The sequence below is a fragment of the Paraglaciecola hydrolytica genome (assembly GCF_001565895.1).
In the GTDB taxonomy this organism is placed as follows: domain Bacteria; phylum Pseudomonadota; class Gammaproteobacteria; order Enterobacterales; family Alteromonadaceae; genus Paraglaciecola; species Paraglaciecola hydrolytica.
In genome coordinates this window covers 128,965-153,194 of the sequence record NZ_LSNE01000006.1, presented here as the reverse complement: position 1 = coordinate 153,194, position 24,230 = coordinate 128,965, and the positions used below count along the sequence as shown (strand labels likewise).

The 24,230-nt window shown below is 38.2% G+C and carries 18 protein-coding genes; 15 read left to right on the top strand and 3 right to left on the bottom strand.

Annotated elements, in window-relative coordinates; all coding sequences use genetic code 11:
• Positions 1-2: 2 nt before the first annotated feature.
• From AX660_RS12710 to AX660_RS12655, 12 genes are all read left to right on the top strand, one after another.
• Positions 3-821 carry a PEP-CTERM/exosortase system-associated acyltransferase gene (locus AX660_RS12710; protein ID WP_068377513.1) on the top strand — a complete coding sequence of 273 codons (819 nt, stop codon included), beginning with the start codon at positions 3-5 and terminating at the stop codon, positions 819-821.
• A 190-nt stretch (positions 822-1,011) separates the two neighbouring features.
• On the top strand, positions 1,012-1,857 hold the full coding sequence (locus AX660_RS12705; protein WP_068377510.1) for an Npun_F0296 family exosortase-dependent surface protein: 846 nt from the start codon (positions 1,012-1,014) through the stop codon (positions 1,855-1,857).
• A gap of 141 nt (positions 1,858-1,998) precedes the next feature.
• Complete coding sequence (locus tag AX660_RS12700) at positions 1,999-3,636, top strand: FAD-binding oxidoreductase (RefSeq protein WP_068377507.1); 1,638 nt, start codon at positions 1,999-2,001, stop codon at positions 3,634-3,636.
• A 142-nt stretch (positions 3,637-3,778) separates the two neighbouring features.
• Positions 3,779-6,517: an XrtA/PEP-CTERM system TPR-repeat protein PrsT gene (prsT, locus tag AX660_RS12695; RefSeq protein WP_068377504.1), complete on the top strand. Its 2,739-nt coding sequence runs from the start codon at positions 3,779-3,781 to the stop codon at positions 6,515-6,517.
• A gap of 39 nt (positions 6,518-6,556) precedes the next feature.
• Positions 6,557-7,708: a GNAT family N-acetyltransferase gene (locus tag AX660_RS12690; RefSeq protein ID WP_082768898.1), complete on the top strand. Its 1,152-nt coding sequence runs from the start codon at positions 6,557-6,559 to the stop codon at positions 7,706-7,708.
• Positions 7,702-10,287: a hypothetical protein gene (locus AX660_RS12685; RefSeq protein ID WP_068377501.1), complete on the top strand. Its 2,586-nt coding sequence runs from the start codon at positions 7,702-7,704 to the stop codon at positions 10,285-10,287. Before AX660_RS12690 ends, AX660_RS12685 begins: the two co-directional genes overlap by 7 nt.
• Before the next feature lie 14 nt (positions 10,288-10,301).
• Complete coding sequence (locus tag AX660_RS12680) at positions 10,302-11,258, top strand: glycosyltransferase (RefSeq protein WP_201027448.1); 957 nt, start codon at positions 10,302-10,304, stop codon at positions 11,256-11,258.
• 10 nt (positions 11,259-11,268) lie between these two features.
• A complete protein-coding gene (locus AX660_RS12675) occupies positions 11,269-12,384 on the top strand; it encodes a glycosyltransferase (RefSeq protein WP_068377497.1) in 1,116 nt (371 codons plus the stop codon).
• On the top strand, positions 12,384-13,376 hold the full coding sequence (locus AX660_RS12670) for a polysaccharide deacetylase family protein (protein ID WP_068377495.1): 993 nt from the start codon (positions 12,384-12,386) through the stop codon (positions 13,374-13,376). The genes AX660_RS12675 and AX660_RS12670 overlap by 1 nt, the downstream gene beginning before the upstream one ends.
• On the top strand, positions 13,369-14,433 hold the full coding sequence (locus AX660_RS12665; protein WP_068377492.1) for a FemAB family XrtA/PEP-CTERM system-associated protein: 1,065 nt from the start codon (positions 13,369-13,371) through the stop codon (positions 14,431-14,433). Before AX660_RS12670 ends, AX660_RS12665 begins: the two co-directional genes overlap by 8 nt.
• Before the next feature lie 60 nt (positions 14,434-14,493).
• Positions 14,494-16,401: an asparagine synthase (glutamine-hydrolyzing) gene (gene asnB / locus AX660_RS12660; protein ID WP_068377489.1), complete on the top strand. Its 1,908-nt coding sequence runs from the start codon at positions 14,494-14,496 to the stop codon at positions 16,399-16,401.
• A 23-nt stretch (positions 16,402-16,424) separates the two neighbouring features.
• Entirely contained in the window at positions 16,425-17,513 is a 1,089-nt protein-coding gene (locus AX660_RS12655; RefSeq protein ID WP_235594739.1) for a glycosyltransferase, read from the top strand.
• 80 nt (positions 17,514-17,593) lie between these two features.
• Here AX660_RS12655 and AX660_RS12650 read toward each other — a convergent pair whose 3' ends face one another.
• From AX660_RS12650 to AX660_RS12640, 3 genes are read right to left on the bottom strand one after another with little or no spacing between them, the layout of a single operon-like run.
• Positions 17,594-18,448 (bottom strand): sulfotransferase family protein, encoded by an 855-nt coding sequence (locus AX660_RS12650; protein WP_157884337.1) that lies wholly within the window; start codon positions 18,446-18,448, stop codon positions 17,594-17,596.
• A complete protein-coding gene (locus tag AX660_RS12645) occupies positions 18,445-19,314 on the bottom strand; it encodes a glycosyltransferase family A protein (protein WP_131811800.1) in 870 nt (289 codons plus the stop codon). Before AX660_RS12645 ends, AX660_RS12650 begins: the two co-directional genes overlap by 4 nt.
• Positions 19,315-19,372: 58 nt before the next feature.
• The gene (locus AX660_RS12640) at positions 19,373-20,674 is read right to left on the bottom strand and encodes an O-antigen ligase family protein (RefSeq protein ID WP_068377480.1); all 1,302 of its coding nucleotides are present in this window, start codon (positions 20,672-20,674) and stop codon (positions 19,373-19,375) included.
• A gap of 350 nt (positions 20,675-21,024) precedes the next feature.
• Here AX660_RS12640 and AX660_RS12635 point away from each other — a divergent pair, with 350 nt between their 5' ends.
• The 3 genes from AX660_RS12635 (at position 21,025) to AX660_RS12625 (ending at position 24,082) form a co-directional block, all read left to right on the top strand.
• Positions 21,025-22,170, top strand: coding sequence for a glycosyltransferase family 4 protein (locus tag AX660_RS12635; RefSeq protein WP_068377479.1), 1,146 nt, complete (start codon positions 21,025-21,027; stop codon positions 22,168-22,170).
• Between the two features lie 138 nt (positions 22,171-22,308).
• Complete coding sequence (locus AX660_RS12630) at positions 22,309-23,256, top strand: glycosyltransferase (protein WP_068377474.1); 948 nt, start codon at positions 22,309-22,311, stop codon at positions 23,254-23,256.
• Positions 23,257-23,356: 100 nt separating this feature from the next.
• Positions 23,357-24,082 carry a hypothetical protein gene (locus tag AX660_RS12625; RefSeq protein ID WP_068377471.1) on the top strand — a complete coding sequence of 242 codons (726 nt, stop codon included), beginning with the start codon at positions 23,357-23,359 and terminating at the stop codon, positions 24,080-24,082.
• Positions 24,083-24,230: the final 148 nt, after the last annotated feature.

The following is a 24,230-nucleotide window of genomic DNA, read 5'->3' as shown; positions in this document are numbered from 1 at the left end:
CAATGAAAAACCTGAGAAAATATGCAGATAAACCCATAATTGGCGTATTGATTAAAAAAATGCTGAATTTTGTGGTGAGCCGACAAGCTAATCAAATTTCTCAGCATTTTTCAGAATATCTGCAACCAGTAGTCGCGTTTACTCCTGAACTTCAAGCAGAGTCATATAAGATTAGGCACAATGTATATTGCGAAGAGTTAAACTTTGAAGACTTAAGAAGCAACTCTCAAGAAACTGATGATTTTGATGGGCACTCAACACATTGTTTAATTAAACATATCCCAACAGGATCATATGCCGGAACAGTAAGAATTGTAAGAACACAAAGCGCAGAACAACTGTTACCCATTGAAAAGTATTGTATTAGCTCAATTGATGAAAAAAGTGTGCACCCCAGTGATTTTCCCAGAGAACATATATGTGAAATATCCAGATTAGCCATCCCAGCACAATTCAGAAAACGTGCTGCGGATAAATTTAGTGGCTCTGCAACAGGTGCAATTAACGAACATAGTTACTCTGAAAGGGAACTAAGGTGTTTTCCATTTATCGCGGTTGGATTATATCTTTCTGCGGCATCGATTACACTTCATCATGATATACATCACTGTTTTGTGATGATGGAGCCTAGACTTGCACGCAGCTTACGTTTTGTAGGCATACCATTTCAGCAAGTCGGCCCAGTTGTCGAATATCATGGTAAACGAGCCCCTTATTACATAAGTAGAAAATTATTAATGGAAGGTTTGAGTCCAGGATTTAAAAAAATGTTACACCACATCGAAAAACGTATAGAAATCCAATTTAAAAAGAAAGCTTAGCTTTTGAGTGCATAATGAAGACAGTTTTTACCCATCAGCAACTTATATTTTTGTCGAATTTCTTTACAATCACTTTTAGATGCATTTCACCAAAATACACAACCAATTGAAAAATAAAGATATTATTTTTTTGGCACGAACAATGCTTTATCATTCGTAGATGTAAATTCCCCAATCAAAGGATAAGACGATGAAAAATTTATTTAACAAATCAAAAGTGTTCTCAGCAAGTTTAGTACTTGCAATGGCAATGGCTGGTTCAGCAAGTGCAGCAACAATTAGTTTCGGTGGTCAAGCTGCAACTGATGGTTCAAACAAAACAAGTAGCTTTGTTCCTGCTGACAATATGATTAATGATCCAAGTCTGGGTTATTTTATTGAAACATTTGATGTAGCTACTGCTGTTCAACCTTTCGGTTCAGACAATAACACTGATTATAATATTGCAGGAGCCTCAACAGGTTGTGCAATTAACTCTCCGCTAGGTATTGTGGCGGCCCCTGCAGGTTCGTTAGGTGTTAGAACAGGTAGTGTGGCAAGTGTTGCAGCTGCGCCAGCAGGTGATACGACTTGTTATGGCTACACCACAAACAATGGTTCAGGCACAAGTTCTGTATCGATCGACTACACCGGGTTTTTAGCAGGTATTGGTGGTTTAGTACCAAGCTTAGCGGGATCATTTATTAACTATTTAGGCTTTTACTGGGGTTCAGTTGATACCTATAATACCTTTGAATTTTATTCAGATAATGTTTTAGTTAAAAGTATCACAGGTCAAGAGTTATTAACTGCTAATAGTGGTACTTCAGGCGATCAAACTGGTGATGGCTCTAACGTTTATGTTAATATAGACTTCAGCCCTGCAGAATCATTTAACAAATTTGTTGTAAAAACTAGTGGTGTTGCTGGTGAGTTTGATAATATCGTAGTTGGTTTAGATAAACGTCCACCACCTCCAGTTCCTGCTCCAGCTGGTTTAGCTTTACTAGGTTTAGGCTTGGTTGGTATCGGATTTAGCAGACGTTTCAAGAAGTAAATAGTAAAGTAATTCTAGGCCGACTTTTAGTCGGCCTTTTTTTTGCCTGTTAAATAGCTTATTAAGAGAACATATTATTCATATCTTTTTCAAAACGTTTATTTTAGAGTTTGCGTTAAAATCTTTTTGCAGGAGCAACTCATGCTGTCAGAATTATTAACAACCGAATTGGACAATAAAAAAGTTCTAATTTTGGATACAGCGGCAGCAAGCCAAAACTATGGACAAACCACTTTTTCACCACAGCTTGTAATTGATGCAGCCGTTATCGTGTTAGATGAAAGTGTCATTGGAAAGTTATTGACCTTAGCTAATCGTTATAGCTTTTGCATCTATCCCATTAGTTCTGGCAAAAATTGGGGTTATGGCTCTTTTCAATTTCAATCTAGTAGTAAACCCAAAGTAGTTTTAGACTTAAGCAAGCTGAAAAAAATTACATCCACTGATAAAAAGTTGGGATTAATCACGCTGCAGCCTGGTGTAACGCAACAAGATCTATACGAATTTTTATCAAAAAACAACTGGCCATATATGACACCTGTTACCGGAGCTGGTCCAAGCTGCTCAATAGTTAGTAATGCCTTAGAGCGGGGTTATGGGATCACACCAAGAACCGATCATTTTGCAGCAGTAAATGCACTAAAAGCTTACATTCCACATCCAGAACATTGTGAAACACGTTATGAATCGGCAATTTCAGCCTTAGATAGCAGTAAAGAAGACTTCATAGATAAAACATTCAAATGGGGATTAGGACCATATTTAGACGGTATTTTTTCGCAAAGTAACTTAGGGATAGTGTCAGAAATGACTATTCGTTTAGCCCCTTTACCTAAAAATTTTTGTAGTTTTTATATCAAAGTACCCAATCATTCCAATTTTCCCAATGCTATCGAATTAATTAGAGATACATTACAACAATTCGAGGGAACTGTGGGCTCCATTAATTTAATGGATCGCCGCAGACTTGTTTCTATGACGAGCAAGAACCCTAATGGCCCAGCAACTCACGCAACAATGACAGAACAACAAGTATTGCAATTGGCCAAATCTAATCAATTACCAGAATGGATGATTGTAGGTTCAATTTACGGCGATAGTAAAATAGTTCAAGCGACAAAAAAATTCATTCTTAAAAGAGCAAATAATCTGGGAACGGTCTATTTTTCAGATAGTTTACTTATGAAGTTTGTAAATAGGGTTCTGAGTCTTCCACTTCCACAAATAGAAATATTAACAACATTGCGTGAGCAAATGAAATCTTTACAAGAAGGCACAGATATCATGCTTGGTAAACCCAATCAGATTGCTTTGCCACTAGCATATTGGCGAAACCCAAGGGTATTTCCAGACAAATCAATCCTCCTTAATCCTGCAAAAGATGGTTGTGGATTATTATGGTATGCCCCGTTGATCCCAATGAAAACTGCGAGTCTTGAAAACTTCATTCAATTTGTTCGTACAATATGCCCCAAATATCAGATAGAGCCCTTAATTACATTTACAAATTTACGCCACGATTGCATTGATGCAACTGTGCCTATTGTATTCAATCTAGAAGACAAAGACGCCTGCGATGCAGCCCACTCTTGCCTAAATGAACTTATCAATGCAGGACTGGAGTTTGGTTTTGTCCCTTATAGACTCAATACAGGCCAGCAACAAAAAATGGATTTTAAGCCTGTATTCTGGCAAACAGTAAAATTAATCAAGGAGTCTCTCGATCCAAATAATATTCTCCATCCAGGTCGATATTCTCCCCATAACATCAAGTCTTAAATCCTTTATCAATTGAATATTGTGTTACTAATCTATACAACATAAAGTATAGGTTGGTGCGACGATGTTTACGTCAAAGAGATTGTTGTCGCTAGTATCCAATCGTTGTTGTATAACATCGGTTTTTGCGAAAGGAGAAATTATGCGTTTGTTTATAAAATTTACAGTGATCTCAGTTTTATTACTTACATTAAGTGCTTGTGGGCAAAAAAGCTTAGAAGAGCTCATGTTAAGTGCAGAAAAAAAAGTCGCAGAAAACGAATTCAATAGTGCTGCAATAGATCTAAAAAATGCGGTAAATGATAACCCACAAAATGCTAAAGCCAGATTTGAACTGGGCAAGGTATATTTATTAGCCAGCAACTATTCAGATGCGGAAAAAGAATTAGTCCGCGCAAGAGAACTAGGCTACCCCCTTAGTGAAACCGAGCCCTTAATCTTCAAAGCAATTTTTTATCAAAATGATTTCGATAGAGTATTAATTAAATCTGAGGCTTTGCAGGATGCTACATTAAAATCCAACAGTATTATCAATCTCTATATTTATTTATCTCAACTAAAGTCTAACTCAGATTCAGCTTCTATAAAGCTACCTGAAAATGTGTTGGTTGCTGACGACCTATTAATTGCCCGCAGTTATGCTGAATTTGCAGCTGGGAACAATGACGCAGCTTTGCAAATCGCCAACTCCTTTCAAAATCCCAACGAGCAGAATCTGGAAAAAAACATACTTGTCGGTCTTATTCATGCTCAACAGGGGCGCTTTGAAAAAGCAATACATTCCTTTGAAGAAGCCATTTCTATTGCTCCAAATTATTACTTTACCTATTTTAAGCTAGCAGAAGTGCAAATTTTAGCTAATCAGTTAGACCAAGCTGAGATACTCGTAAAAAAACTGTTGGAATTAAATCCCAATAATGTCTATTCAAATTTTTTAATGGCGCAAGTAAATTTTAAGCAAGAAAAATTCTCCCAAGCATTTTCAAGTGCAGAAAAAGCGACTCAAAATGGTATAGACAATACCTATTCAAATTTAATTGCCGGCGTTAGTGCTTATAAAATAGACAGGTTGGAAACCGCCTATAGGCATCTAAATAAAATTATAGGCAACTTGCCTAAGAACCATGTCGGTAGAACGCTTTTAATAGAGGTCAAATTGCGACTTGGTTATACCAATGAAGCTCTTGAATTAATAAATGACTTTTATGCAGAGCCAGAAATTATGGCATCCATTTATTCAGAAGTTGCTAAGCAATCTTTCAGCAAGGGAAACATATCTCAAGCTAAAGAGTTTTTTGATAAATCAAATAACTTAAATTCAGAAAATGTCGAAGGTTTGTTGCAACAAGGGTTTGTACAGTTGTCTGATAATGATTTTGATGGGATTGAAACATTAAAAAAAGTTATCGAAAAAGATCCTAAATCTGAAGAAGCCTGGATGCTGTTGTCTCAAGCATATGTACAAAATAAGGAAATTGAAAAAGCACTTGATACCGCAAGACAATATCAAAAAATCAATCCCGCAAATGGTTTAAGCCTTGAGGCTTACATCTACTTGCAGTTGGAGCAGCCAGAAAAAGCACAGCCTTTATTAACAAAAAGTTTAGAATTTGATAGTAATTTAGTCAGCTCTAAACGATTTTTAATGCTTATGTACGCAAAGGACAAAAATTTTGATGAGTCCGCCAAATTAGGCAAGAGCATTATTGCCTCACAGCCAGAAAATTTACAGTATCTTATTGAATTCATGAATGTAATGATTGATAAAAATCAGGAAAAAGAGCTAGAGAACTTCCTGACAAAGCAAATAAAAGATTCCACCACTGAGAAACCTGTTACGTTAAATATCGGTCTCGCTTTACTTTTTCAACAACAAGGAAAATTAAGAGAAGCTATTGAATTACTTAAGCCACTGGAGAATCCTCAGGATATTCGCATATCGTTTGCTTTAGGTAATTTATATATGCAAACCAAGCAGTATATAAACGCAGCTAAATCCTTCAATTTAATAGTGCAAACCAATAATAAAATGATAAATGCCTGGATACAGCTAGTTGAAGCATTAGCTAGCTCGAATCAATACCCATTGGCACTTGAAAAAAGTAAAGAAGCTCTATCCATATTTCCGAATGAACCTACTTTGGAATTCAAAAACACCAGACTTCTGTTAAACAATAATAAAATTGATGATGCAAAAAAGAAAATTGCAGCTTACAGACTTGAGAATCCAACTAGTCCAAATCTGAAACTGCTCACCGGTGAATTAGCACTTGCAGAGCGGCAATATGATATCGCAGTCAAAGACTTAGCAGCATTCTATCAATCTACTCCTAGCTTTGAGTTGGCTAAAATGTTAGCCAGAGCGCTACAGGCATTAAAACGCCCAGCTGAAGGTGCAATTTATCTAGAGCAAGAGTTATTGAAGTTGCCTTCACCATTTGTAGAGACCCATTATGTAGCTGAATATACGGCTAATAATGACTTATTTGACAAGTCCGCTAAATATTATGAGTCTATATTAGAAGCCCATCCAGAACAGTTCACTACATTAAACAATTATGCCAACCTGCTAATTAAAATGGGAAAATACCAACGAGCATATGAGGTTGCAACTAAAGCTCTGGAACAAAACACGACCTCTCCTTTTGTACTTGATACCCTGGGTTGGAGCTTGTTTAAACAAGATAAGCCAATGGACTCCTTCGTTTACATTAAAAAGGCAAACGAATTACTACCAGATAATATAGAAATACAATTTCACTTAGTTGAAAATTATATCAAGTTGAACGATAGCAAAAATGCCGGCAATTTATTAAAACAAATAACGGCCAAATCACCTAAAGATAAACAGCTTTATGAACGTCTAAAATCGATGTTATAAGTGAATTTGTCATTAGCATTTGAGTAGACATATATTGATATGATTGATGATAAAAGGGAGGACTCCCTGCACAACTTGGAAGTGTGTCACTATGCATTGCACAATACGCATCAATTAGCTCAAAAGTGGAATGAATTATATCGTAGGAAAGTTACACCATCGGTATTTTTACATTGGAATTGGATAAGCCGATGGTTAGTTAGTCTCCCCAATACCCCCACAGTAGTGGAGGCAAAAATTGGCAACCAATGTTTAGGTATCGGGATTTTTTTTGGTAAATCCAAATTTGTATTCCCAGGCTGGTTTGTAAAGCAAATTTGGTTGCATCGAACCGGTGACGAACGCTTGGATCAAGTTTGGATTGAGCACAATGATTTTTTGCTGGATAGTCGGTTTCCTAACGAAATCAGACAAGCAATGATTACTTATGTTGCCACCAAATTAACATGGCATGAGTGTTTTATTGGCCTCACTAGCACCGAGGTATTACCACGCTTTGAAGGTTTAGCAAGTAACAAAAGAATTGATATTGATTCTCCCGACTACAGTGTAGATTTAACCGCCTTTAATTCTGTTGATGATTATCTCAATTCACTGTCAAAAAATACCAAACAACAACTACAGCGCTCATTTAAATTGTTAAGACAACATGGCGAGCTTTTATTGCAGGATGTGCAAAATCCTGATGAACAAATGCAAGCATTTAGTGAAATGGCTGATATCCATATTGAGAAGTGGCGCAACACAAAATATGGCAGCGGCTTTGATAATTCCCAATTTAGACAATTCCATCAAACCCTTATCGAGAATGATCCTGAGTGCCAATTTACCAGCATTTACTGCATGAGTTTAAACGAGCAAAAGCTCGCCTATATATATTTACTTAAAGACAATGGTTGCTGGTATTTTTATCTTTCGGCGATAAAGTCCTTCGAAGATAATCGAATCAAAGTTGGATTAGTTGCTCATGTAATGGTTATTGAAAATGCCATCCTTAACAATATTCATAAATATGAATTTCTAGCAGGAGAAGCACGTTACAAAAAGTCTTTAAGTAATCAAAGTGTTTCTAATCAGCAGTTAGTCTGCTATTACAAACCCTCGTATTTATTATCGTTCAGACAAAAAATGCGTACGCTTAAGCGGCAATGTTTTAATAAGTTTAAAATGGTAGTAGAGCCAGAATGTTAAACAGTTTTATACAAAACGGCAGTCACATTATTCCCCTAGTTTGTCCGTCTCAAAAGGCTCAAGAAGGCTTGTTTCAGGCTGCTGTCCCTTTACCTTTAGGTTTGGTTACCTCACTCGATCAGCTAGGTTTAGTGAACAACGGTATGCCACAAAATTGCAGTGCCAAAATAAGCTCTTACTGGTCAGATAAAAGTATAAAGTGGGTCGCTCTCGAATTTTTTGGCGATACTCTAAACGCTCAATATGCCTTAGCCATTAGTAACTGTGTTCCACCGAAAGAAGCAAGCAATAATGGCATTAATACATGCATAAAAAACAATGTCATTACCATCAATACCAAAGATACTAGCTTCACTTTCGACTTGAATTCGGCAAACTTTAAATGGGCATGTCCACACACAGGGACTGACATTAAAAATGGCTGTTTGGCCTTATACGCTCAACACGACAACTTACTTGAGGGCAAAGTCAAAAGTCACCAATTGGAGAGTTTTGTTAATTTAGCGGATGGTTCCATCCAAAAAATAGCACTGCAGGTATCGCTTACACATCAGGAGCCATCCACTAATATCCTACTCCATTCGACCTTAACTTTTACTCTGTACCAGAATCCAAATTTACTCAATATCAAACATCGTTTACACAACCCACAAGCCGCTAAACATCCTAATGGCCACTGGGACTTAGGTGATGAAAATGCTGTCCAATTTCACTCTGCGAGCATGGTATTTGAGTTTTCAAGTATAAGTTCACTTACGCTTAAAAAACATGAATATGAGCAATGGCAGGAGATTTCTGACCGCGCATTTGCCTTAATACAGCACAGTAGTGGCGGCGATGCATGGCAAAGTCCGGTACATGTTGATAAAGACAATAACGTCGCCCTTAAATATCAGGGAGCAACGTTATACAATGCAGACGGAAGCATTACAATATTGGCTAGAGCAAATCCCAGCATTAGAATTAATGCAGAGTTTAGTCTGGGTATGGAGCAATTTTGGCAAAATTTCCCTAAGGCCTTAAGCGTTGATAAAAATAAAGTGGCTTTTGAACTCTTCCCCGCTAATGAACAACTTCATGAATTACAAGGTGGCGAGAGTAAAACCCATAATATCTGGTTACGTCACGAATCTAATGAAGCCCAGTCGTCGCAGGTAATATTACCGCAACAGTTAAGTATACATAGCGATTGGCTTAACGTGGCAAGTCAAAGCCATTTTGGATTTTATAGTAAAAACGCAGTTGCTCTATTAGACGATGTGATTTCAGCAGGCATTAGTGGTCCAAATAATTTTTTCCAAAAACGCGAAAACATTGATGAATATGGTTGGCGTAATTTTGGGGATTTATATGCAGATCATGAAACAGCTTATTACCAAGGCACTGACTTATTTGTTTCACACTATAACAACCAATATGATCCGATCTTTGGTTTTCTGAAACAGTATTTAATCAGTGGCGATATAGCTTGGTTTGAGCTTGCCGATGACTTAGCTAAACATGTAAAAGATATTGACATCTATCATACCACTGAAGACAAAGCCGAATACAACGGCGGTCTTTTTTGGCACACGGATCATTATTTACCGGCCTTTACTTCTAGTCATCGTTCTTATTCCAAACTTCAGGACAGCAATGCTTACCAAGATCATGCAGGTGGTGGTGGTCCAGGTGGACAACACTGTTACACCACAGGGTTGGCGTTACATTATCAACTTACCGGTGACGAAAGCTCAAAACAAGCGGTCTTAACCTTATGCAATTGGATAAGTTGTTTTTATGAAGGTACAAACACTTGCTTTGAATTGTTATTAGCGCTGAAAAATCGCGACGCTGCAGGCACCAAAAATCATTTTACCGGCCAATATCCGCTGGATAGAGGTACGGCAAATTATGTCGTCGCCCTGCTTGATAGTTTTGAACTAACTCAAGATAGAGATTATTTAATCCGTGTCGAACACATTATTAGCCATACCGTTCATCCCAATGAGGATGTGACTTTGCGTAATCTAAGCGATGTTGAAAACACCTGGTTTTACACCGTATTTTTACAAGCGGTTTGTCGGTACTTACTGTTAAAACAACAAATGGAAGAATTAGACACTCACTTGTATTATGCTCGCGACTGTCTCATAAACTTTGCCAATTGGATGGTGAACAATGAATATATGTATTTAGACAAACCAGAAATCTTAGAATACCCCAATGATACTTGGACAGCTCAAGATCTAAGGAAAGCATCGGTTTTGGCGGCAGCATATTATTTTAGCCCTGACAATGAGCAGCATTATTTGGATAAAGCGGAATATTTTGAAAACCAAGTTGCCAGCAGACTTAACAACTCTGAAAGTAAAACCTACACTCGGATCATGGTATTAGTTCTGCAAAACTGTGGGTTAGTAGATTTTTATAAAAACCACCCACAATTGCAAAAAATGGCGAGTTACCAAAGCAATTGGCCAGCACCACAATATGAGAACCGTGGTTTATTCACTAGTTTTATTAAGGTTATGTCTAAACGCTTAATAAAATTATCCCTAAAAAATGAATTCAACTGGCTCAAGACCCGTTTAAAATGATTAACAACAGCCGCATAAATTTGTCATTTATTATTCCCCACAAGGGAAGATTCGAAATGTTGATTGAAACTATCGAATCGATTGCCTTACAACAAACAGAGTCTTTTAATATTGATATTATTGTGGTCAGTCAGACACCGGAGATCCAAACCTGCAGATTAAGTGACAATCAAGAATTGCCACTACAAGTGTTTATCAGGCCTGCTCATGAAACGATTTCAAGTCTTCGAAATTTTGGCGTTACCCAAGCCAAAGGTGAATATTTAGCTTTTCTGGATGCCGATGTTTATCTGTCGGCAAACTGGGCAGAACAAATGTTAAATGAACTCAGAGCTAACGATGGACGCATCATCGTCAGTGCACAACAAATATGTCATGACAATGCTCCGCCCTTAGAGAAAATCCGCACGTTTTTGAGTAATGTTGAAATAGACAAAAATGTAGCGTTTTTACCCGGTCGCAACCTTTTTATGACGCGAGATGCTTTTCATAAGATAGGCTTTTTCCCAGAGCATCTTGTCACCTGCGAAGATTATTATTTCACTGACAAGGCAGCAAAATTAGGTCAGCTTTTTTACACTTCTGCTGCTACCTATCGTCATATCGGCGAAGACAAAGAGTATAAAGCCATGTTTGATAAAGAAATATGGCGTGGGCAATCGAATATTCAATCATTGTCAGGCAGAAAAGTGCCCTTAAGAGAACTGCCTAGTTTTTTTGTGCCCCCTGCGATATTAATTCTCATAATTATCGCTGGCATATTGTTAATTATTGGAATAACTAAATTAGCGATGTTAGCCTTGGCACTCGCATTATTGCCTGTGGTTGTGTACAGCCTACGTTTGCAAAATATCGCAAAATCAGAGGTAGCTTTCGCAAAAGTTGTACTTTTTTATGCCGTTTATTTTCCGGCCAGGGCAATAGGTACTTTAGTGGGCGTGTTTAAAACTATTAAAATAAAACAAAGCTAGGAAGGTAACAGTGGAACGCCGCGTAAAAGTATTACAGTTTATTTGTTCAAGCGGATTTTATGGCGCAGAGCGGTGGGTTTTAGCCTTAGCTAAACATCTGGATGCCAGTAAAATTAGCTGTGATTTAGTCGTGACCATGGAGCCCGGACAAAAGCCATTAGAACTAGTCAGCGAATATAAAAAGCTTGGGTTGGGTTGTCACATTATACCCATGAGTAACAAATTTGACTTCGCGGCCGTCAACAAACTGGTCAAACTGATTAAAGATGAAAACATAGATATCATCCATACCCATGGTTATAAATCAGACATTATAGGCGTCTTGGCCGCTCGAAAAGCCGGTATTAAGTCGATTGTCACTCCTCATGGCTTTGAGAATGCCAAAGATTTGAAATTACGCCTATTTATCTGGTTAGGCTGTCAGGCAATGAAATTTGCCACTAAAGTTGTGCCTTTGTCTCAACAGTTGTTGGACGATATTCTGCGTATGGGTGTTAACGCAGATAAAGCCCTTTATATTCAAAATGGTGTTGATTTATCAGAAGTAGAAGCCACTCCCAAACCTAGTCGTGTCAGTGCAACAGAAAAACGCATCGGTTTTGTTGGCCAAATGATTAGTCGTAAAAACATTTTTGATATTCTCGATATATTTGAATCACTCCATCAACAACACCCCGATACCCGTTTACTTTTATTGGGTGATGGGGATGCTCGAGTTGAATTAGAAAAATACAGTAAAGGTTTAAAGTCTGTCGATTATATTGAGTTTCTTGGTTTTCGCGATGACCGCCTCAGTTTACTCAAATCATTTGACCTTTTTGTGATGACTTCCACATTAGAAGGCATTCCACGTTGTTTGATGGAAGCCACTGCGGCGGGTATTCCTGTGGCGGCATATAATATCCCTGGTGTAGATCAACTCATCAGCCACAATCTTACCGGTCTGCTTGCGACCCTAGGCGACAAAACTAGTTTGCAACAATATTGGCAAGAACTGTTATTTGAACCAGACAGAGCCAATGACTTAGCCAATGCAGCCAAAGAATATGTTTATCAACATTATTCCGCCAATCGCATGGCGGCAGAATACTCACAGTTGTTTTTCGAGTTGTCAGGGACGCCATAATGTCTATAAACGCCAAAGATAAACCCCCCATTTTATTTGTACTTTCTGTTGATACAGAGGAAGAGTGGGACTGGTCAGGTCCATTTCCACAAGAATATGCGGATGTAAAAAATGTTGACAGTCTCCCTGAATTTCAGCGTTTGTGCACAAAACTAGGGGTTAAACCCACCTACTTTGTTGACTATGCCGTTGTTAATTCCCACAAAGCTGTGCAAAAAATGCAGGAGTTCTGCCACACCAATAGTTGTGAAATAGGTGCTCATTTACACCCCTGGTGTAACCCACCTTATTTTGGTGAAGTCGGCGAAGCTGAATCCCATGTGGTCAATTTGCCTACAGAGCAGGTTAAACAGAAGCTTGAAATACTGATTGATAAAATCACCACCACCTTAGGTATAAAACCCCGATCGTTCAGAACCGGACGCTGGGGTATTGACAGCAAAGTCATGCAGTTACTAATCGAAAACGATATAAATGTGGACTCCAGTGTTTATCCTTTTTATCAGAATGAATATTTCAGTTGTAATGGTGCGCCTTTATTACCCTACTGGCCTGATTTGGCAAATCCACTAAAAAGTGCAAATCAACAACAAATATTTGAAGTCCCAGTGACGGTTGGTTTTAATCGTCAGGCGTTTGAAGCATGGAATAAAATCCACACTGCCTTTGCTAGACCGCCATTAAGTTGGACTCGATTTAATGGTTTGGCATGGCATACTCATTTGTTGCGTAAAAACTATTTGTGCCCTGAATTATCCTCAATTGAAGACATGATTTCGCTATGTGATGTGGTACTGGAAAAAGGTTACCCGGTATTACATATGTATATGCATAGCTCCAGTCTGATTGATAATTCGAATAGTTTGTTAGGCAATAAAAATGCTTTTAATTTTATAACTCAAGCAGTGACTGAAGTAGTCACCCATTTAAAAGCTAACTACCACATTGAATTTTGTACAATTTCACAAGCCGCAGCTAAGTTAAATGAATAATAGTTCTCCCACTTCGCTTCAAATACAACTTGTTACTACCACTGAGCTAGAAATAAGTTGGGATAGTTATGTTGCCAATCATGCTAAAGCCGCGCCTTATCATAAGTTTGCTTGGGTTAAGTCGATTGAACAGACCTATAAACATCAAAACGTCAGCTTGATAGCTACCATTGACAACAAAGTTGTCGGCATCCTGCCTTGCATTGCAATGCTTAAACCTTTGGCTAAACCAACTTTTTGCTCACTACCTTTTTGTGATATTGGTTATGCGCTAAGTGATAACCACGAAATAACACATGCACTAAAGCAGCATGCTTTGGCGCAATTAACGGCGGCCAATGCCCACGTTTTCGAATATCGAGACACACAGGATAGTGTAGTTAACGAGCGAGATAAGCCTATAAAAGTCAGGATGTTACTCACCTTGCCCGGCAGTGCAGATGCATTAATGGAAGGATTTAAGTCCAAGTTACGCAGTCAAATTCGTAAAGCTGAAAAAAATGGCCTGACTTACACCATTAACCAAAACTCACAGTCCATTGCGAATTTTTACACCATCTTTGCTAAAAATATGCGTAAATTAGGCTCTCCTGTCCACAGTAAACAATGGTTTGAAAACTTAATTAACCATTATGGCTCAGATGTATTTTTAGCCGTAGTGTATAAACAAGCCATCCCTATAGGTGCTGGCCTTATCATTCGAAATGCTAAAAAAGTCGCGATCCCTTGGGCATCTACCGACGCAGATTATAACTACCTGGCTCCTAATATGATGTTGTATTGGGCATTGATGCAACATGCGTGTGAGTTAGGTTGTACTGAATTCGATTTTGGGCGGTCAACCTTTGGCGAAGGAACATTTAAGTTTAAGCAACAATGGGGCGCGGAGCCCGTTGCACTGTTATGGTCGGATTTAAATAGCAGCCAAACTGAGAGTGAACTTACACCCGGACAGCCCAGCACTTTAAGAAAATTTGTTGAAACCGCCTGGTCACACTTGCCACTTGGTCTAACAATTTTCCTTGGCCCCAAAATAAGAAAATACATAAGTCTCTAATATTTATTAAGTTTATGTTGTAAATTATGCTGTTATAAAAAAGTAGGAGTCAGACACAATATGTGTGGTATCGCAGGATTTACGCATTTCGCAGGTAACATGGGCGACCTTACTACCTTAAAGCGCATGGGCGAGAGCATTATCCACAGAGGGCCCGATGCCGGTAAAGAATACCTTGATGACTTTGTTGGTTTAGCCCACCGCCGTTTGGCTATCATCGACTTGTCTGAACTCGGCGTACAGCCTATGGTGTCACATGACGGTCGCTACATTATTGCTTTTAATGGTGAAATTTATAATTTCTTGTCCTCACGAGAAGAGCTAGTCAAAGCTGGCTATCCGTTTAAATCCCATTCAGATACCGAAGTCATATTAGCGCTTTACGCCCGTGACGGGATTAAAATGCTGGATAGTATCAACGGCATGTTTGCCTTTGCGTTGTGGGATACCCACACTAAAAAACTGCTGATTGCCCGCGACAGAATGGGTAAAAAACCCTTATATTATTTACGTACTGCCAAACAATTTGCCTTTGCTTCAGAGATCAAGGCGCTGTTAACCTTACCTGATGTCAACAAAGAAATTCGTTTAGATGCCGTGCATGATTTTTTTGCCTATCAATATATTCCTGATCCCAAAACCATTTTTACGGATATCCATAAATTACCACCCGGCCATTTTATGTGGGTTTCAGAGCAAGGCATTGAAATACAGCAATACTGGGATGTGAGTTTTAAACAAACTAGCACCCAAAGTGAAAGTGAACTGACGGCAGAACTACTCAAGCTGGCCACAGAGCGCACTAAAGATCGTATGGTCAGTGATGTGCCCTTAGGTGCATTTTTAAGTGGTGGTATTGATTCCAGCGGTGTGGTGGCCATGATGGCACTTAACAGTCAAACACCGGTTAAAACCTGCTCCATTGGTTTTGATGATAAAAAATTTAATGAAACCGAATTCGCAAAAGAAGTTGCCGATAAATATCACACTGAACACTTTGAGTTTACGGTGCATCAGAACGTTGCCGATAATCTAGAAAAAATCGTCAGTTATTTTGATGAGCCCTTTGCTGACCCGTCCTTAGTACCTACCTACTTTGTGTCAGAATTAGCCCGTGCTCAGGTAACCGTTGCCATCGCAGGTGATGGTGGTGATGAAGTGTTTGCAGGTTATGAAAAATATACCACCGATGACATTGAAAATAGATTAAGACAAAAATTTCCTCGCATTGTTCGCCAACATATATTTCCTAAGCTCGCCAATCTGTTTGCTAAAAGTGAGTATCCACTCTTTCGCAAAGCTAAGACCTTATTAACCAGTTTAAGTCTAGAACCCGCCATGGGGTTTTACCTGACCAATGCTCAGATAGATGACAGACTGTGGCAACGTTTAGCCAGTGATAAAACTAAACAAACACTGGGCCAATATCACCCATCGACTTTTACCTTAGACGCCTACGCCCGCGCCGACGGACCAGATCACTTATCCAAAATTCTCTATACGGATATGAAAACCTATCTGCCCGGCGGCATTTTAGTCAAAGTAGATCGTATGAGCATGGCTCACTCCTTAGAAGTTCGAGCGCCACTGTTAGACAAAGACATAGTAGAGTTTGCCGCTACCCTGCCCTCCCAGCTCAAATTTAATAAAGGCGAAAAGAAATACATTCTCAAAGAAGCCTTTAAACCATTGTTACCCGATGGCATTTTATACCGTAAAAAAATGGGATTCTCGGTCCCTTTAGCAAGCTGGTTACGAGTAGAAATCAAAGCTTTAGCAGAAGAATATTTGTTCAGCAAATCCCAAGGGATTCAGCAGTTTTTTGATATGCATGTAGTGCAAGAATTATGGGATCAACACCAAAGCCAAAAAGCCGACCACGCCACGGTGCTGTGGAGTATGTTGATGTTCCAGATGTGGTGGTTTGGTTACATGCAAAACGCTCCTGAGGCAGCTTCGCCGTTATGAACCAAGACAAGAAAACATCTGTAATGCATATCACCTATGACATGCGTATAGGTGGCACTGAAATGGTGATAAAAAATATTATTGAAGGCTCTGATAGCAGCCTATTTGATATGAGTATTTTTTGCATTGAATCGCCACTAGGTCCCTTTGCCGACGACCTACTCGCCAAAGGTATAAGTATTACCAGTCATGCCAGGCTGCCTGGTTTTGATCTAGGTTTAATTAAGACAATCCGCCAACATATCAAAAACAATAAAATTTCTGTGGTTCACTGCCATCAGTACACCCCATGGATTTATGGTGTATTGGCTGCAATAGGCACTAAAACAAAAGTAATATTTACCGAGCACGGGCGTTTTTACCCTGATAGTAGTAGTTGGAAACGTAAACTGATTAACCCAGTGTTAAATCGCTTTACCACCGCAACCACCGCGATATCCGCCGCCACCAAAGATGCGCTAGTTATCTATGAAAATATTCCACGCAATTGCATTGAAGTGATTTATAACGGCATTGCTCCGGTAACTTATACTGAGCAAGAAGTCACTCGGCTGAAAAAACAATACCACATCGCTGAGCATGAACTATGTTTGGGCACCATTGCGAGGCTCGACCCGATTAAAAACCACACTATGATGCTCAAAGCCTTTAAACAAGTTATCGATGCGGGTATTGCAGCTAAATTAGTGATAGTAGGAGATGGTGAAGAAAGACAGAATATTGAGACACTGATCAAGGACTTGGATTTAAGTACTCAGGTTATTTTGACTGGCTACGAATCTAAACCCCAAGCCCTACTGGCAATGATGGACATCTACCTACTTTCATCTTTAAGTGAAGGTACTTCTATGACCTTACTTGAAGCAATGTCACTGGGTAAACCTTGTGTGGTAACGGATGCGGGAGGTAATAAAGAGGTAATAGCTGATAGAGGAAATGGAATAGTCACCAGCAATGATGCTACTGCCGAGTTTTCTCAGGCTATTTTAAAACTGGTAAACGATGAAGCATTACGCAATGAATATGAAATAGCTAGCCTGCAAAGATTTAGCCGCTTATTTAAGGTAACTGTCATGGTCAAACGCTTTAGTGAACTCTATAAAAGCGGTTAAAGATATATAAAACGACAATTCTAAATTCGACTAATCAAAAGCAAAGACTTAATCACAATCCCATATAAAGATTGAAAGAACTATTTAACAAAACCTAATTTTTTTAGCTTATCACGATACTTCCATTTATATTGGAGCTGAAACTCACCTACTATTTTTTGGTGTATACGATAATAAATTAATTCTAACCAGCTTGGTGAAATGGACTTTTGGTCGAGAGCATAACCATTCGCCTTAAGCTCCTCACTAGCGACCAATTCAACTAAAGCTATTTCTCGAGCAGACAATGCTTTACGCCATTTATCGCTGTGGGACTGATCAGCAGGTTTAGTGGTATTAACATTTTCCCGATTGACTTGAAAATCTAATTTTTTATTGTGAAATTCTAGCATGTGCTCAGAAAACTCAACGCCGATAAAATCACAGAGTTGCACAAGCACTTCGGGTAAATTTTGTACCAAATCTTCATAACGAATAGTTAAGCATTTATCCTGCATTTTTTTGGCAAATGCCATTTGCAGTGCTACTTCTTTTTGCCACCTGATTGCTCCTGTATAAGCTGTGGTACCCAAGCCCCAACGATTATCTATGTAGCTGTTCACCACACCACGACCGTCTCTGATAATTAAGATATATTTTGAATCTGGGAAACAACGTTCAAGTTTATCAAGCTCATAAGTCAATAAAGGTTCTTTCCATCCCCAAATGGGTTCTTTACCACTTTCTATGGATAAAGATACACCATGCATATCTGAAATTTTTGTCACAATTCGGCGCAACAATACTTCTTTAGTTACAGGATTTGCAAAGAGGCCATCCATGGGCAGTTCATTCTGGATATACAATCGAGGATGGCTGCTCATTATGCGAGTAAGTAGTGTTGTGCCAGAACGCTGCGTTCCAAGTAAAAATATCGGGTTATAAAAATTATTCACTGGGTTTTGATCACTTTTTCTAATTTTTGGTTTTGTTGGATTATACGTTTTACAACAAAATATCTATCTAAAAGGTTGAACCACTTAGCGTTGGTTTTAATATCATTTAAAACCGCGGTATTTATTTCATTTAGTATCCTTGGCCAAGATAAAAATGAACATTTTTCAAGATATTTTTCTTGGTGTTTGCCCAACCGATATCTAACTATACGATTGACATAAAGTTCCCGATCCTCTTTGGAAAAAACAGACAAACTATCAAAATGATAACCACTTTCCAGATCGTAAACGATTCGCCCCTCTTTCGGATTAGGAATATCCTCCAGGTCACGATTTACGATTTTGGTAATGGCTGAGTCAATCCAGCCTAAGCCAATGGGTAAAAAGAATGATTTTTGCCTGATTAATCCAATAAATTCTCTCTTTAAAGCGTAACAATTGCCAAATAAACAACGACCTTGTTTAACCATGTTAAGATACTGTTGCTGATTTCGCCCCGAAAAAGGTAAGCCCGCAGCAGCATTGGCTATCTTATTACTAGAAAGACAGTCATTTAACCGGCCAAAACTACCTTTGACAAACTTAACATCAGCGTCAACAAAAAAATGAATGGAAGAATCGTCAGCAATATCATGCACATAGTGATTCCATGCATTACATTTATCCCCAAATTCTAATTCTATTAATGACAGTTTAGCACTTTGAATAAGTTGAATTTTCTTGATTTCGGCACAAGTATTATCGGTACAGCCATTGGCTATAATATAAAAACGATTAAGGTTTTCATCTGCTGAATCCAACACACTGGTGATGGAGTTAACAATGTGTTTTCCCTCGTTATGTGCAAACATGACAATATTATACAAAACAGTGTTTTCCTACCCATCTTAAAAAACAAAAATCCCAGTCGTGCAACGAAATATCTTATCTCCGAGACTCTGCAATTTCAGTACTATTCGTCTTTTGCTTATTATAAATATGCTCAGTCAACAAGCCTATTAAAAGTAAAAAATAGAAGGGTTCAAAAATGATAAGGTCTAAGAACATTGACCCAACATAAAACCCTGTATAAGCGACCATAGTCGAATTATTGATATAGGATACAGTTGAATGAGGATTTTCCTCACTTGCACGTATTCGTCTAAAACGTTTAAATTGTAACCAATAAAAACTCAAATAAATTAGACCATTTATGATCCCTGTATTTGCAGCAAAATTCAAAAAGGTATTGTGCGCTACATAAGCTGGCCTACCGGGATAGAATATACGTGTTGCCTCTTGAAAACGCTGTACTCCGACACCTAATAATGGATATTGCGAGATCAATCCTAATCCAGTATCCCAAGACTGGAGCCTCGGATCGAGTTTCTGTTCGGACTGTGATTCTGCAGCCGCAACGGTCTCAGTGGTTCGAGTTAATAACTGCCCTCCCTGATAGATAACCGCGGCGATTAGCCCCAAAACTAACATTGCTCCAAACAAACGCGACTTAATGAGTAAATATGATACTAAAGTAGCTGCGGCTATTGCCACAAGCGCGCCCCGAGATCCTGTCAAAATAATACTATGCCACAGAAGGAGTAAACCGAATCCAAAAACAGCACGCATTATTAAAGAGCGAAAATAAAATATCCCAAACAACAAAAATGGCATACCAGTAACAAACAACATGGCAAACTTATTTTCATCACGATAAGGACTCTTCCAGGGCCCCATCAACCGTCCATGCAAAAATTGTCGCATATTCCAACTAAAATACTGATCATTACTCCAGTACACGTAATACAGTATCAAGCCAGAAAACAACAAAACCAGTACTTTTAAGGACTGTTCACTGTTGATAAGTGGCAGCGAAATGAAATACATCAATATTATAGTATTAAAAATATCAAGGACTAACACTGAGCTGGTCGCTGATCTAAACGCCCCAATAGGACTAAAATAATCAGATAGATTAAACATCACCCAAAAGATGATTAGCAATATATTTTGTTTATAGCGATAAACGGAAAAGTCGAGTTTTTTGTTAAGTGATTGAAATAGAAATACAGCTATAGCCGTACCGGCAGCAATGGTAAATGCCGGGATGCCTTCGAAAATCCAAAACCAAATAAACTGTGGTGCCATAATGGACATAAGATAATAGGCATAAACTGAGGTCTGTTGATATTTAAACGACCTGACAACCGTGGTAATTAGTAAAAAATATAAAATTACTACACCCATGGTTAATTACACTTTTTGCTTATCATTATTCACCTAAAAAATTTATTAATTTGAAATATCAACTGACATTGAAAGGATAAAACAATCACTGTAGTTGATTCAATAAATGTTGTTACTGTCTTACACACATTTTAATAAAGATTATGTGCCGACACCTTCAGCTTTAGGTTAACATTATTTAGTAAAATCAGTGAGATATTTTAAATATACACTCAAGTACGAGTTGTTCCGATGACGTCTAAAATTTATGCGGTATAATTCACCATTAAACATGTCAAGAATACAAATTATTGCAAAGCCATTACCTAACACGTACTCTAGCTTTTATATTAAAAAAGAGGTACATCCTGTTGCGTGTAGGGATCTATATTGAACCAGTCAAAGTATCGAACAAGACTGGTATTAGTCGTTATATCATTGGCTTAGTTGAATCACTAACGCTCCTTGATCAAGATAATGAATATTATCTTTATTACCAAACAAGCATTTTAAAAAAACAGCAAATGGATTGGTTGGCAACATGCCCAAATGTAATTCATAAACCTCTTCGATTTCCAGACACTTGGCTCAGTGAGCACCCCCGAATTTGGTGGCAGTATTATTTACCACTATGTTTGCACATAGATAAAATCGATGTTTTTCATGGACCAAACCACTATGTTCCGTTAAGTGGCGATATTCCAAGTATTGTTACAATCCATGACATTGCTTACTATTATATGAATGTTCATGGCGAAGGAATCGATCGAATACTGAAGCAATGGACAAACCAATCTATGTTAAAAGCCACTAAAGTGGTAACAGTGTCTAGGTCGACAGCATTAGATTGTGAAAAAGAAGGTATAGGTAAGAACAAACTCTCGGTTATCTACCAAGGCTTTGAAAATGCAAATCAAGCCACCGTAAAAGCCTTATCTCTTACTTTAACTAAGTTACCCGACTGCTCTATCCCCTACATATTGTTTGTGGGTACCATTCAACCTAGGAAAAATATTCCCCACTTAATAGAAAGTTTTGCAAGCATTTGTCTTCAAATCCCTCATAACCTTGTGCTTGCAGGCGCGCCTGGTGACGACAGTTCAGCTGTAGAGAAGTTAATCGTCAAGCATAACTTACAAAACCGAGTGATAAGACTTGGTTATATAGATGATGAACAGCGTAGTGCACTTTATCAACATGCTGAGTTATTTGTATACCCAAGTAAATATGAAGGTTTTGGATTAGTAATACTGGAAGCAATGTCTTATGGGGTGCCTGTTATCACGTCAAATAACAGTTCATTACCAGAAGCTGCAGGGGAAGCAGCTGTATTAGTAGACGCTGATTCAACAAGCGAGTTAGCAGAGGCAATGAGAAACCTATGCCTAGACTACAAACTTCGAGAAAGATTAATTAGTCGCGGCCACCAGCAAGTATTGAAATTTACATGGGAAGACTGCGCTAAAACCATGCTCGACCTATATAAAGCGACAGTAAAATTTCGAAAAATCAGATGAGTCTTCATTTGCCTGCTAATCAATTTAGTAAGAGGCCTTATTACTCCAAAGTTGAAAAATGCAAATATTTAGCACGATTGCATTAAATTTTGATACACCATAAACTTAAACATCAATTTAGTTTAAATAGAATTTAAAATGGAATTAACGCTTTTAATATGCACTCATAAAAGAGCGACCTCTCTCCAAGAAACGCTAAATGGCCTGGTTGGGCAATTTCCCAGTTCATTTGATTGGGAAATAATTGTCGTAGACAACGCAAACGATATTAGTACCCAACAAGTAGTAAAAGACCTTAGCGACCGATTACCCATCTCTTTAATCATCGAAAAAAAGCCTGGACAAAATTCAGCCAGAAACTCAGCTATTGCAAGTATTAAAGGTGAATTAGTTGTATTTACCGATGATGATATAACTCCTCAAAAAAATTGGCTTCTGTCCATGTACACCGCATCCAAAGAACATCCAGATACAGCCGTTTTTGGAGGAAAAATAACACCAGTTTGGCAATCGAAACAACCGCCATGGCAAGCATCTGCGTGGTTTTCCTCATTTGTTTACGCAGACCAAAACTTAGGTGTAGAACAATTAACATACGAGGATGGCGTGCTTCCTTCTAGTCCTAACATGGCGTTTAGACGTTATATTTTTGATGAAGGTTTACGATTTAACGAGAAAATAGGTCCGATTGGGAGCAAAAGAATCAGCGGAAGTGAATCAGAGTTCTTGAGTCGAGTATTAGCCAATCACAAAGGACTTTACATTCCTGAATCTGAAGTATTTCATAGAATAACAGATAATATGCTTCAAAGAAGTTATCTGAGAAAACGATGTTACGCAATGGGATTAGGTATGGCGGTTTGGGCACCATCACCCACGTCAGAAAAAAACATACCGCATATTTTTGGAGTTGCAAGATATCGGCTAGGCAGAATAATTAAATCATGTTTTCTGACGATTTATCACCAAGTTACGCTTAATACACAAAAAGCTATAGAAACAGAATGCCAAGCAGCATTAGACATTGGCTTTTGTATTGGCATTTGGACAAACCTAAAAGATGCTCTAAAAACCACTAATATCTAGATTAGCGTCTGACAAAAATCATAGTCGTGTAAAATAGTGATGGAAGTAATTATAGTGCAATAAATTGCACATAAAATATGAGTTATAAAAGGAATGTAACGTGTCTAAAAAAAATAATATTGTTATTTTATTTTGGTTTTATAAGGAAATTCCTTTATGCCAAGAAAGACTCGAACATTTTAAAAAACTTAATCCAGACATGCCTATTTATGGTTTATATGGGGGCGAAAAGTCTAAATTAGGTGAGCTGGATGAAATAGCCACTTATATGGAGCATCTTTACGTATTTGAAAAAGAAGCTTCAGCGAAATGGAAATGGCTGAATGGAGACCAAATGCTGGTTGACTGGTATAGGCAGATTGGTGGCACTTTTAGCTGGGATAGAGTGTTTATCCTGCAGTGGGATCTAATCATGTACCAACCTTTAGATTATTTTATTGGTGATGTGAAAGCTAATCAGTTCATTATTCCTGGTGTTCGCAACATTAAAAATGTTCAAGCTTGGTGGCCTAATTTCGAAGAAAACAGAATAAATGAATTTCGTTCATATCTGAAAGATAACTTTAATTATGAAGGTATCATTAGTTGTAGTTTATTTATATGTGCATTATTACCACGTGAATTTTTCGAATATTATAAAAATAGAGAGTATCCAGAGGCTTATTTTTTAGAATACAAGATCCCAACTGTATTAAATGCCCTAGGTTTCGAGTCTTATGATGCCCCATGCTTTAAACCTTATTGGGCAAAAGAATTAGTCAAAGATTATGTTTCCGTTGAAAACCGTACTTTAATTGCACGTAAAAGATATCCATGTGTGATCTAGAATTAACCTTCACGTGTTTTGAAAGCTTTCTCTATTTCATCAGTTTTAAACTAGCGTATCGCACGAGCCCCCCTATCATGCAGAGGACGCCCGTATTAAACTGGCGGGCCCTCAAATCAAGCTCGAAATACCTAAAGTCACCGAGGTA